Raw genomic sequence first — 12,229 nt, 5'->3', positions numbered from 1 at the left:
GGTCAACTCCTTAGGCCGATGCCGGCACGGCGGATTGAGGGGCGGCGTGGGCGTCTGGGCTTTCCAGAGGCACCACCGGATTGACCCGAGGCTGGCCACGCACCGTCAGCCAGGTGTTCCAGGCCATCAGACCCATGCCCGCCAGGAAGAACAGGCCGCCGATCATGCGGATGGTGTAGAACGGATAGGTGGACTTCACGACCTCGACGAAGCTGTAGGTCAGCATGCCGTCCTCGCCCGTGGCGCGCCACATCAGGCCCTGCATCACACCCGCAATCCACATCGACGCGATGTACAGCACCACGCCCAGCGTCGCCAGCCAAAAGTGCAGATTGATGTAGTCGGGACGCGCCATGCTTTCACGGCCGTACAGGCGCGGGATCAGGTAGTACAGCGAACCGAAGGTGATCATCGCCACCCAGCCCAGGGCACCGGCGTGCACGTGGCCGACCGTCCAGTCGGTATAGTGCGACAGCGCGTTGACCGTGCGGATGGACATCATCGAGCCTTCGAAGGTCGCCATGCCGTAGAAGGACAGCGCCACCACCAGGAACTTCAGGATCGGGTCGGTGCGCAGTTTGTGCCAGGCGCCCGAGACCGTCATGATGCCGTTGATCATCCCCCCCCAGGACGGGGCCAGCAGGATCAGCGAGAACGCCATGCCCAGCGACTGGGTCCAGTCGGGCAGCGAGGTGTACAGCAGGTGGTGCGGACCGGCCCACATATAGGTGAAGGCCAGCGCCCAGAAGTGCACGATCGACAGGCGATAGGAATAGATCGGACGGCCGGCCTGCTTGGGCACGAAGTAGTACATCATGCCCAGGAAGCTGGTGGTCAGGAAGAAGCCCACGGCATTGTGGCCGTACCACCACTGCACCATGGCGTCCTGCACCCCGGCGTAGGCGGAATAGGACTTCCACATCGACACCGGCAGTTCCAGGTTGTTGAAGATGTGCAGGATCGCGATGGTCAGGATGTAGGACCCGAAGAACCAGTTCGCCACGTAGATGTGCTTGACGCGGCGTTTCGCGATGGTGCCGAAGAACACGACGGCGTACGCCACCCAGACCAGCGTGATCAGGATGTCGATGGGCCATTCGAGTTCGGCGTATTCCTTGGTCGAGGTATAGCCCAGCGGCAGGGTGATGACGGCCCCCACCAGCACGGCCTGCCAGCCCCAGAAGGTGAAGGCCGCGAGCTTGTCGGAGAACAGGCGGACCTGACAGGTACGCTGCACCACGTAATAGGACGTGGCGAACAGGGCGCTGCCGCCAAAGGCGAAGATCACCCCGTTGGTGTGCAGCGGCCGCAGGCGACCGTAGCTGAGCCATGGCGTGTTGAAGTTCAACTCCGGCCAGATCAGTTGCGATGCGATCAGCACGCCGACCGCCATCCCGACCACGCCCCAGAAGATCGTGGCGATGGTGAACTGTCTGACGACGCCGTAGTTGAAGGTTTCGGCCGGTGTTCCGGCTGTACCGGTCGTGCCCATAAGCGTTCCCCTCAGAACAAGGTTAAGACATGAATTTTTGAAAAGCAGAATAATCCCTCACCCGCCCCGAAACGGCCTTGACGTAGGTCAAGGGCGCCCGGGATGGGCGCGATCGTCATCGTCCAGGATCGCGGTAGCCGCATCCCGGGTGTCGTCGAACTGACCGGCGAAGATCGCCCACCAGAACGCCACGCCGATCCCCAGGACGAACAGCAGGGAAATCGGCAAAAGCAGAAACAGCGAGTCCATGGTCTCAGCCCGGGACGGCGCCGGCCGGCCGGACGCCCGCCTGCCCGGCCGCGTCGGCCGCCGCGGGCCGCGTCAGGCGCCAGGCATTGGCCGCAACGGCCAGGGACGACAGCAGCATGGTGATGGCGGCCACCCAGGGTTGCACCCAACCGCAGGCCGCCAGAGGCGTCATCAGCAGATGCCAGGCCAGGGACCCGTGAAGATTCTGGCGCGCGATGCGCCGCATGGCGCGATCCAGCGCAGCGGGATCGCGCACCCCGTCTGCGCCCGCGCGCAGCCGCACCGTATGGCGAGCCGCCAGAGCGGCCGGCACCGACATGGACAAGGCGCAGGGGCAGCTCATGACCAGCAGCGCAACCGTCACGGCGACGGCCTGGCCGGGCTGGACCTGCCACCAGTACAGGCCGACCAGGACGGCCAGCAGGATCTGGATGCAGACGAACCAGAACGCCAGACGATCGGCTGAACGCAGCAATTCGGTATCCTGGCCCTCGTGGGGCTGGCCGCTGACGGCCTGGCGGGCACAGGCTTCCAGGAAGCGGGCCGTCAGCAGAAAGGCCACGAACATGGAGACCGAATCGAAATAGACTTCGCCCACGTCGCGCCAGGTGGCGATGACGCTGGGCACGAAGGCGGCGAGGATGCCCAGCGCCACCGGCACGTCCATGCCGATGCGCCGCTGCGACAGGGACCGCCAGGCGCCGCCCCACACCGGCCAGGCGCAGTACAGGACCAGGGGCACGCACAGGATCAGGCTGAGCCAGTTCATCAGGATGATGGCTTGCTCCAGGGACTGCTGGGCGTCGGAAGAACGCGCGCCGTGACGCAGGTAGCCCGGAAAGGCCAGCATCATGACCTGCATCATCACCAGCCAGGCCAGCCCGGTGCGGGCCAACATGTGCCGCCGCTCATGACGCATGGTGTCGGTCATGTTCGGCGGGGGTGTAAAAAGGGAAGGAGCGCGCATAGAGGGAACTATAGCCAGCCTGCCATGCGCGAACCTTGACACAGATCAATAATTGCCGCAAGACCCTGCAGTCAGCAAGGATTTGACGGGCGGTCCGGCAGCAAAAAAACGGGAAGGCCTTAGCCTTCCCGAAAGCACACCGCAGGGGATGAACCCGGACACGAGACAGTCCGCTCCGGACTGATCCGCGCCTGGCGAATCCGGGCGGCTTGCAAGCCGCCCGGCGGGCTCCCTCCCTGCCCCTCTCTCTCTCAAACTGCCCGATCAGGCCGCCTGCGTTTCCTTCGGCTGGTCGAACTGGGCTTCCTCGGTCGAGCCGGCCAGCGCCGTGGTGGACGACTGGCCGCCCTCGATGGTCTGGGTCACGGCGTCGAAATAGCCCACCCCGACCTCGCGCTGGTGCTTGACGGCGGTGAAGCCCTTGTCGGCGGCGGCGAATTCCTTCTGCTGCAGCTCCACGAAAGCGCTCATCTGCGTGCGGGCGTAGCCGTGGGCCAGTTCGAACATGCTGTAGTTCAGGGCGTGGAAGCCGGCCAGCGTGATGAACTGGAACTTGTAGCCCATGGCGCCCAGTTCGCGCTGGAACTTCGCCACCGTGGCGTCGTCCAGGTTCTTCTTCCAGTTGAACGAGGGCGAGCAGTTGTAGGACAGCATCTTGCCCGGGAACTGGCGGTGGATGGCCTCGGCGAACTTGCGTGCGTATTCCAGATTCGGGGTGGAAGTCTCGCACCAGATCAGATCGGCGTAGGGCGCGTAGGCCAGACCGCGGGCGATCGCCTGGTCCAGCCCGGCGCGGGTGCGGTAGAAGCCTTCCACGGTGCGCTCGCCGGTGACGAAGGGCGCGTCGTTCTCGTCGATATTGCTGGTCAGCAGATCGGCGGCCTCGGCGTCGGTGCGCGCCACCAGCAGGGTCGGCACGTTCAGCACGTCGGCGGCCAGACGGGCCGACACCAGCTTGGCCACGGCTTCGCGGGTGGGCACCAGCACCTTGCCGCCCATGTGGCCGCATTTCTTCACCGAAGCCAGCTGGTCTTCGAAGTGCACGCCGGCGGCGCCCGCCTCGATCATGGACTTCATCAGTTCGAAGGCGTTGAGCACACCGCCGAAACCGGCTTCGGCGTCCGCCACGATCGGCGCGAAGTAATCGATATAGCCTTCGTCGCCCGGATTCTTGCCTTCCATCCACTGGATCTGGTCGCAGCGCGTCAGGGAATTGTTGATGCGCTTGACCACGCTGGGCACGGAATTGGCCGGGTACAGCGACTGGTCGGGGTACATTTCACCGGCGATATTGGCATCGCCCGCCACCTGCCAGCCCGACAGGTAGATGGCCTTCAGGCCGGCCTTGACCTGCTGCATGGCCTGGTTGCCGGTCAGCGCGCCCAATGCATTGACGTAGTCTTCCGTGTGCAGCAGATCCCACAGGCGTTCAGCGCCGCGGCGCGCCAGCGTGTGCTCCACCACCACCGAGCCGCGCAGCCGCACCACTTCGTCGGCGCCGTAGCCCCGCTTGATGCCTTGCCAGCGGGCGTCTTCGGCCCAGCTCCGTTGAAGATTGCGCACTTCGGTTTCGCGAGAGGTCATGGTGATGCTCCTGAGAAAGAGATGAAAAGTGGGTGATCGATGAAACATAGTCTACGCCCATGACGCACTGCACACATGACTTATATCTTATATAAGACATAAAATTTTAATCAATAGAATCAAATATATATGATTTATATTCCATGTTATGAAATTATATTTCTGACAATGAAACGATGAAGCTTGCGCCGCAACATTTTCTTTTCACATCATGAAAAGAAAATGCCATGATGTGAAAACTCAGGCCGGGCCCGGTGGGCGCAGCGCACATCGGCGGCGGTAGAATGGGACGCAGCCCCTCACGGGGCCTCGGGCATGTGCCCTCACCCACCGCACACCGGACCGCCCTCCTCGCGACACCATGTATTCCGATTCCCTATCCGCCAGCCCGCTGGGGCGCGCCACGCCGGGTTCGACCCACTACGACCCGACCCTGCTGTTTCCGATCGCCCGCGCCGAAACGCGCGCTGGACTGGATCTGCCCCAGGCGGCCTACGGCGCCGACATCTGGAATGCCTACGAACTGTCCTGGCTGAACGGCAAGGGCAAGCCGGTCGTGGCGATCGGCCGCTTCACGGTACCCGTGGACAGCGCCTGCCTGATTGAATCCAAATCGCTCAAGCTCTATCTGAACAGCTATAACGAAGAACGCTTCGAATATGCGGACATCGTCCGCCAGCGGCTGCACACGGATCTGTCCCGGGCCTGCGGCAAGCCCGTGCACGTCGAGATCCTGTCGGTGCGCCCGGCGTTCGAACTGAGCTGCACGCCGCTGCGCGGCACCTCCATCGACGACCAGGACCTGGCATTCGAAGCCGTCCAGGCCCCCTGCCCCGACGGCCTGGTCCTGTCGGATCCCGCCCCTTTCGTGCGCGAAAACCTGGTGTCTGAACTATTGAAGTCCAATTGTCCGGTCACCGGACAGCCGGACTGGGCCAGCCTGCTGATCCGCTACGCCGGCCCGCGCATCGACCACGCCGGCCTGCTGCGCTACATCGTGTCGCTGCGCCGCCACCAGGAATTCCACGAGCTGTGCGTGGAAAAGATCTACGGGGAAATCATGCAGCGCTGCGCGCCGGAAGAACTGCTGGTCTACGCGCGCTACACCCGGCGCGGCGGGCTGGACATCAACCCCTGGCGGGCGAATTTCCAGCCGACGGACATCGGGCAAGCGCGGACGTTGCGGCAGTAAATGCACCGGGGCCGCATACGGCCCCGGTGAAAATCGCTCAAATCGGTGCGTCAGGCCCGGGCGCGGATTTCCGGCCAGGCTTTCTTCAGGTAGTAGCACATCGACCAGACCGTCAGGATCGCGGCGACCACGATCAGGACTTGGCCGACGATGCGGGTGGGGATGCCCTGCAGGGGCTGCCAGTACAGCAGGCAGGGAATGGCGACCATTTGCGCGGCAGTCTTGAACTTGCCCAGCCAATGAACGGCCACACTGCTGCTGGCGCCGATTTTTGCCATCCATTCGCGCAAGGCGGAAATGGTGATTTCCCGACCGATGATCACCAGGGCGATCAGGGAATCCACGCGACCCAGATACAACAGGATCAACAACGCCGCGCAAACCATCAGCTTGTCGGCCACCGGGTCCAGAAAGGCGCCGAAGGCCGAGGTCTGGTTCCAGCGGCGCGCCAGCCAGCCATCGAGCCAGTCGGTGACGGCGGCGACGATGAAGGCGATGGCCGCCACGCCATCGCGCCAGCCCGCCGCCCAGGCATCCGGGAGATAGAACAGGGCCACGATCAAGGGGATCATGGCGATGCGCAGCCACGTCAGGGCGATGGGAATATTGAACGGCATGATAGGTGTAATACTACCCTACCGCAGCGCATGATAAATGCGTTCGGCCAGCGCCTCGGAAATCCCTTCGACGCTGCGCAGTTCATCGATGCTGGCGTCCACCACGCCGGTGAAGCCGCCGAAGCGCGCCAGCAGGTTCTGGCGCCGCTGCTTGCCCACGCCTTCGATGTCCTCCAGGCGCGAGACGTTGCGCGCCCTGGCCCGCTTGGCGCGCATGCCGGTGATGGCAAAGCGGTGGGCCTCGTCACGGATCTGCGCCACCAGCATCAGGGCGGCGGATTCCACGCCCAGCGCGACTGAAGGCCGGCCATCGACGAAGACCAGGGTTTCCAGGCCGACCTTGCGGTGATCGCCCTTTTTCACGCCGACGATGCGGCTGACGTCCAGGCCCAGTTCGACGAAGACCTGGCGCGCGATCCCGACCTGGCCCTCGCCGCCGTCGATCAGCACCACGTCGGGCATCTCGGCTTCGCCGTCCGCCACGCGCGCGTAGCGACGCGTCAGCGCCTGGCGCATGGCGGCGTAATCGTCGCCCGGCTCGATGCCGGCGATATTGAAGCGCCGGTACAGCGAGGATTGCATGGCGTGATGGCGGTACACCACGCACGACGCCTGGGTGGCCTCGCCCGCCGTGTGGCTGATGTCGAAGCATTCGATGTGCAGGGCCTCGAGCGCCTCGTCGTCCGTGTCCAGGTCCAGTTCCACGGCCAGCGCCCGCGTGCGCGCCTCGCGCGCGCTGGATTCGGACAAGCGCTGCGCCAGCGCCAGCCGCGCATTGCGCTGGGCCTGTTCCAGCCAGGCGCGGCGCGCCCCCTGGGGCCGGGTCAGGATGCGGATGCGGTGACCGTGCTGTTCGGCCAGCAGCGGCGCCAGGTCCGGATCGGACAAGGCGTGCGAACACACCAGCACGGGCGGGGCCGGATTGTCGGCGTAGTGCTGGGCGACGAAGGCGCTGAGCACTTCCTCGGCGGATTCGTCCTGCGCCTGGGTGGGAAACAGGGGCTTGTCGCCCAGGTGCCGTCCGGCGCGCACCATGGCCAGATTGACGCACACGCGCCCGCCCGCCAGTTCCACCGCGATGATGTCGGCGCTGTCGTCGCCCACCTGCTCCATGGTCTGCTGCTGCAGGACTTTGGCCAATGCGCGCATCTGGTCGCGCAGCGCGGCGGCCTGCTCGAAGTCCTGGCGTTCGGCGGCGGCGGTCATGCGCGCTTCGATGTCCTCCAGCACCTCGCCGGCGCGGCCTTCCAGGAAACGGATGGCGCGCTCGACGTCGGCCTGGTAGTCCTCCGGCGAGATCAGGTTCACGCAGGGCGCGGAACAGCGGCCGATCTGATACAGCAGGCAGGGGCGCGTGCGGTGGGCGTAGACACTGTCCTCGCAGGTGCGCAGGCGAAAGACCTTCTGCAGGATCTGGATCGTCTCGCGCACCGCCCAGGAATTGGGATAAGGGCCGAAAAAACGGCCCGGGCCGTGGGTGCTGCCCCGGTAGTACACGATGCGCGGGGCCTTGTGCGCGGTCAGGTGCAGATAGGGATAGGACTTGTCGTCCCGGAACAGGATGTTGTAGCGGGGCTTGAGGCGCTTGATCAGGTTGTTTTCCAGGATCAGGGCCTCGGCCTCGGTGCGCGTGACCGTGATCTCGGTGCGCACCACGCGCGCCAGCATGTGCTCGATGCGCGGGCCGTGGCCGGACTTCTGGAAATACGAACTGACGCGACGCTTCAGGTCGCGCGCCTTGCCGACGTACAGGACTTCGTCCTGGGCATCGATGTGGCGGTAGACCCCCGGCAGGTGCGGCAGATCAGATAGAAAGGTTTTCAGATCGAAGGCTTCGGGCACGGAGATACCTCGGATCGGACAGCAGCCCCGTCCAGTCGGGCGCGGACCGGGACGGCATCAAGCGCCGGATGCGGCGCACGGCCTGCGGGTCCAGGGGGCGATCCGCCAGCGCCGCCAGCAGTTCGTCGGCCAGATCGGGACGGTTGCAGACCAGCACCATGTCGCAGCCTGCCTCCAGGGCGGCCCGGGCCCGGGCGTGGATGTCGCCGGCCACGCTCGCGCCTTCCATGGTGAGGTCATCCGAGAACACCACGCCGTCGTATTCCAACTGGCCGCGCAGAATGTCGGTCACCCAGCGGCGCGAGAATCCGGCCGGCTCGGGCGCCACCTGGGGGTAGATGACATGGGCCGGCATCACGGCCGGCAGCGCCAGGTCGCCCAGCCAGCGGTACGGGGCGGCGTCCGCGTCCAGGATTTCGCCCAGCGGCCGTTCGTCCACGGGAATCGCCAGGTGGGAATCGGCCGCCACGGCGCCGTGTCCGGGGAAATGCTTGCCGCAAGCCGCCATGCCGGCCTGGGACAGGCCCTGGATCAGCGCGCGGGCCAGCAGGGCCACGATCGCCGGATCCTCGTGCAGGGCCCGGTTGCCGATCACCTGGCTGACCCCGTAATCCAGGTCCAGCACAGGCGTGAAGCTGAAGTCCACGCCGCAAGCCCGCAGTTCGCTGGCCAGCACAAAGCCGGTTTCGGTGGCTGCACGCAGGGCTGCCTGGGGATCGCGGTCATACCACTGACCGAAGGCCCGCATCGCCGGCAGCGGGGTGAAACCGTCCGTGCGGAAGCGCTGTACCCGGCCGCCTTCGTGGTCCACGGCGATCAGCAGGGGCTCGTCGCGCGCGTCGTGGATCGCGGCGCACAGCGCGGTCAACTGGGCCCGGTCGGCGAAATTGCGCGCGAACAGGATCACGCCGCCGACCTGGGGGTGGCGCAGTCGGGCGCGCTCGGCGTCGGTCAGTTCCAGCCCGGCCACGTCGACCATGACGGGGCCGGGAGCCTGGGAAGTACGGTCACCGGAAGGCGAATGCTGTGGCGTGGTCATGCAGTGTGTTCCTTGGAATGCGGCGCGGCGGGCAAAGCCTCGATCACGACGAAGGCCGACACGATATCGGTCTCGTCGGTCATGGACACGTGCGCCCGGCCAAAGCGGGTAGCGTACCAGTCGGCCAGCGGGCCGGACAGGCGGATTTCCGGAGCGCCTCCGGGCCGGTTCAGGACCTGCGCCCGCGACCAGGTCATGGGCATATGGATGCCCAGCCCGATCGCCTTGGAGAAGGCTTCCTTGGCCGCGAAGCGGGTCGCCAGGTAAAGAATGCCCCGGCGCGGGTCACGCGCCCGGCGGCGGGCATGCACGAGCTGCTCGTCCGCCCCCAGGATGCGCCGGACGAAACGGTCACCGTGGCGCGCGTAGATGCGTTCGATACGATCCACCCGCAGCAGATCGGTGCCGATGCCGGCAATGGCTCCAGTGGACACAGGAAGACCTCCGAAGAAACGTCGCTGGACATGCCTGCGGCCGGCGCCCGAGGCGCCGCCCCTGCGGCACGGCCGTCACAGCCGGATGAAATGTTCCCGGTAGTGCTTGAGCTCGTTGATCGACTCCTGGATATCAGCCAGGGCCTCGTGCTTGCTGGACTTGACGAAGCTGCGGTAGACCTCGGGCTTCCAGCGCAGGGACAGTTCCTTGAGCGTGCTGACGTCCAGGTTGCGGTAATGGAAGTAGGCCTCGAGCCGGGGCATGTACTTGACCATGAAACGGCGGTCCTGGCCGATGGTGTTGCCGCACATCGGCGACTTGCCGGCCGGCACCAGCGGAGCCAGGAAGGCCAGCAGGGTGTCTTCCACGTCCGATTCGGTCAGGGTCGAGGCCTTGACCTTGTCGATCAGGCCGCTCTTGCCGTGGGTGGACTGGTTCCATTTATCCATGCCGTCGAGCACGGCGTCGGCCTGATGAACCACCAGCACCGGCGCCTGCGCCACCAGGGTCAGGTCGGGTTCGGTGACGACCATGGCGATTTCCAGGACGCGCTCTTTTTCAGGGTCCAGCCCCGACATTTCCATGTCCAGCCAAATCAGGCGCTGATCGTTCGCAGCCATATCCTATAATCCTTTGCTTGCAAAGAGTCGATTTTCGCACATTGGCCAGACCGACATGCTGACCTTCCTGTTTCTCGCCTGCCTGGTGGGCGACCTGCTGCTGCGCTTCTGGCTGGCGCGCCGGCAGATCCGCCATGTGCTGATGCACCGCAACGCCGTGCCCGCCGTCTTCGCCGACCGCATCGGCCTGCACAGCCACCAGCGCGCCGCCGACTACACCGTGGCCCGGGCCCAGTTGTCCATGGTCGAACGCATCGTCGAGGCCGGCGTGCTGCTGGCCCTGACGCTGCTGGGCGGCCTGCAGGTCCTGGACCTGTTGCTGGGCCATTTCATCGAATCCGAACTCTGGCGCCAGATGGCCCTGGTGGGCGCCGTGCTGGCCCTGCTGGGCGCCGTCGGGCTGGTCTTTTCCGCCTGGCGCACTTTCCGCCTGGAGGCCCGCTTCGGCTTCAACCGCATGACGCCCCGCCTGTTCATCTCCGACGCCCTCAAGATGCTGGCCGTCACGCTGGTGCTGGGCGTCCCGTTGCTGGCCGCCATCCTGTGGATCATGGAATCCGCCGGCACCGACTGGGCCTGGTGGGCCTGGGGGGTCTGGGTAGGCTTCAATCTGCTGGTCCTGTGGCTGTACCCCAGCTTCATCGCCCCGTTGTTCAACCGCTTCACCCCGCTGAACGACCCCGAGCTGGACGAACGCATCCACGCCTTGGCCAAGCGCTGCCATTTCGGCCTGGCGGGCCTGTTCGTCATGGACGGCTCACGGCGTTCCGCCCACGGCAACGCCTATTTCACCGGTTTCGGCCGCCACCGCCGCATCGTGTTCTTCGACACCCTGCTGTCGCGCCTGAACACCGACGAGGTCGAGGCCGTCCTCGCCCACGAACTGGGTCACTTCGCCCACCGCCACATCCTGCGTCGCATCATCATCAGCTTCGTGACCGCCGGCGTGCTGCTGCACCTGCTGGCCTGGCTGTCCACCCAGCTCTGGTTCTACACCGGCCTGGGCGTCATCCCGCAACTGGGACGGCCCAACGACGGCCTGGCGCTGGTGCTGTTCATGCTGGCCCTGCCGGTGCTGACATTCTGGTCCACGCCGATCGCCAGCCTGCTGTCGCGGCGCGACGAATTCCAGGCCGACCGCTACGCGGTGCAGCAATGCGGCGCGGCGCCCCTGGCCAGCGCGCTGGTCAAGCTCTACGACGACAACGCCGCCACGCTGACGCCGGATCCGATCCATTCCGCCTGGTACGACAGCCACCCGCCGGCCCCTGTGCGCATCGCGCACCTGCACAATGGCTGAACCCGCTGCGCTGGGCGGCCGCGTCGTCGCCGCCCACGGACGCCACTACGACGTCGAGATCGAGGACGGCAGCCGGCGCCAGTGCTACACGCGGGGCAAAAAGGCCGGTCCGGCCGTGGGCGACCAGGTGCGCGTGCGCCCCGAAGGCCGCCAGGAAGGCGTCATTCTCGACATCCTGCCGCGCCGCAACCTGTTCTATCGTTCCGACGCCCAGCGCAGCAAGCAGTTCGCCGCCAACATCGACCAGTTGCTGCTGGTGCTGGCCCCCGAACCCGAGTTTTCCGACGACCTGATGGGGCGCGCCCTGGTGGCGGCGGCCAGCGCCGCAGTGCCGGCCCTGATCGTGCTGAACAAGGCCGACCTGCCCGGCGCCGCGGCCGCCCGCGCGCGGCTGGCGACCGTGGAATCCCTGGGCACGCCCGTCCTCATGCTGAGCGCCCTGGACACGGATCAGGTCCGGAATCTGCTGGGTCCCCGGCTGCAGGACCGCCTGACGCTGCTGCTGGGCCAAAGCGGCATGGGCAAATCCACCCTGCTCAACGCGCTGGTGCCCGAGGCCCTGGCGGCGACCCAGGCGCATTCCGAAGCCCTGGGCACCGGCCGTCACACCACCACCCGTACGCAGCTCTATCCCCTGCCCGGAGGCGGCGGCCTGATCGACTCGCCCGGTTTCCAGGCCTTCGGCCTGCAGCACTTGAGCGCCCACGACATCGAGCAGGGTTTCCCGGAATTCGCCGAACCGATCGCCGAATGCCGCTTCTACAACTGCACCCACCGCCACGAACCGGGCTGCGGGGTGCTGGCCGCCCTCGAACGCGGCGACATCCGCGCCGAACGCCACGCCCTGTACATGCGCATCCTGGCGGAAAACGAGGCGGCGAGGCGGTATTGA

12 protein-coding genes are annotated in these 12,229 nt (G+C 66.0%); 3 read left to right on the top strand and 9 right to left on the bottom strand.

Features of this window, described 5'->3' with window-relative positions; all coding sequences use genetic code 11:
- Nucleotides 1–10 precede the first annotated feature (10 nt).
- From ccoN to aceA, 4 genes are all read right to left on the bottom strand, one after another.
- Nucleotides 11–1,492, bottom strand: a complete 1,482-nt coding sequence (gene ccoN / locus ACFO0J_RS14030; protein ID WP_376813718.1) for a cytochrome-c oxidase, cbb3-type subunit I — start codon at nucleotides 1,490–1,492, stop codon at nucleotides 11–13.
- Between the two features lie 87 nt (nucleotides 1,493–1,579).
- A complete protein-coding gene (ccoS, locus tag ACFO0J_RS14025) occupies nucleotides 1,580–1,741 on the bottom strand; it encodes a cbb3-type cytochrome oxidase assembly protein CcoS (protein WP_376813717.1) in 162 nt (53 codons plus the stop codon).
- Nucleotides 1,742–1,745: 4 nt separating this feature from the next.
- The gene (locus ACFO0J_RS14020; protein ID WP_376813716.1) at nucleotides 1,746–2,708 is read right to left on the bottom strand and encodes a P-type ATPase actuator domain-containing protein; all 963 of its coding nucleotides are present in this window, start codon (nucleotides 2,706–2,708) and stop codon (nucleotides 1,746–1,748) included.
- A 264-nt stretch (nucleotides 2,709–2,972) separates the two neighbouring features.
- Nucleotides 2,973–4,292: an isocitrate lyase gene (aceA, locus tag ACFO0J_RS14015; RefSeq protein ID WP_376813715.1), complete on the bottom strand. Its 1,320-nt coding sequence runs from the start codon at nucleotides 4,290–4,292 to the stop codon at nucleotides 2,973–2,975.
- Between the two features lie 361 nt (nucleotides 4,293–4,653).
- Here aceA and queF point away from each other — a divergent pair, with 361 nt between their 5' ends.
- Nucleotides 4,654–5,484, top strand: a complete 831-nt coding sequence (gene queF, locus ACFO0J_RS14010; RefSeq protein ID WP_376813714.1) for an NADPH-dependent 7-cyano-7-deazaguanine reductase QueF — start codon at nucleotides 4,654–4,656, stop codon at nucleotides 5,482–5,484.
- Nucleotides 5,485–5,534: 50 nt separating this feature from the next.
- Here queF and pgsA read toward each other — a convergent pair whose 3' ends face one another.
- The 5 genes from pgsA to orn form a co-directional block, all read right to left on the bottom strand.
- A complete protein-coding gene (gene pgsA, locus ACFO0J_RS14005) occupies nucleotides 5,535–6,101 on the bottom strand; it encodes a CDP-diacylglycerol--glycerol-3-phosphate 3-phosphatidyltransferase (RefSeq protein WP_376813713.1) in 567 nt (188 codons plus the stop codon).
- A gap of 18 nt (nucleotides 6,102–6,119) precedes the next feature.
- Entirely contained in the window at nucleotides 6,120–7,943 is a 1,824-nt protein-coding gene (gene uvrC, locus ACFO0J_RS14000) for an excinuclease ABC subunit UvrC (protein WP_376813712.1), read from the bottom strand.
- Nucleotides 7,906–8,982, bottom strand: coding sequence for a beta-N-acetylhexosaminidase (nagZ, locus tag ACFO0J_RS13995; protein ID WP_376813711.1), 1,077 nt, complete (start codon nucleotides 8,980–8,982; stop codon nucleotides 7,906–7,908). The genes uvrC and nagZ overlap by 38 nt, the downstream gene beginning before the upstream one ends.
- Nucleotides 8,979–9,416, bottom strand: coding sequence for a holo-ACP synthase (gene acpS / locus ACFO0J_RS13990; protein WP_376813710.1), 438 nt, complete (start codon nucleotides 9,414–9,416; stop codon nucleotides 8,979–8,981). Before acpS ends, nagZ begins: the two co-directional genes overlap by 4 nt.
- A 75-nt stretch (nucleotides 9,417–9,491) precedes the next feature.
- The gene (gene orn / locus ACFO0J_RS13985) at nucleotides 9,492–10,037 is read right to left on the bottom strand and encodes an oligoribonuclease (RefSeq protein WP_376813709.1); all 546 of its coding nucleotides are present in this window, start codon (nucleotides 10,035–10,037) and stop codon (nucleotides 9,492–9,494) included.
- A 55-nt stretch (nucleotides 10,038–10,092) separates the two neighbouring features.
- Between orn and ACFO0J_RS13980 the strand changes: the two genes are divergently transcribed.
- Nucleotides 10,093–11,337, top strand: coding sequence for a M48 family metallopeptidase (locus ACFO0J_RS13980; RefSeq protein ID WP_376813708.1), 1,245 nt, complete (start codon nucleotides 10,093–10,095; stop codon nucleotides 11,335–11,337).
- The gene (gene rsgA, locus ACFO0J_RS13975; RefSeq protein ID WP_376813707.1) at nucleotides 11,330–12,229 is read left to right on the top strand and encodes a ribosome small subunit-dependent GTPase A; all 900 of its coding nucleotides are present in this window, start codon (nucleotides 11,330–11,332) and stop codon (nucleotides 12,227–12,229) included. The genes ACFO0J_RS13980 and rsgA overlap by 8 nt, the downstream gene beginning before the upstream one ends.

It is taken from the genome of Castellaniella hirudinis (assembly GCF_042651965.1).
GTDB classification, from domain to species: domain Bacteria; phylum Pseudomonadota; class Gammaproteobacteria; order Burkholderiales; family Burkholderiaceae_B; genus Castellaniella; species Castellaniella hirudinis.
The sequence above is the reverse complement of the archived record's forward strand: the minus strand, read 5'-3'. Positions and strand labels throughout refer to the sequence as shown.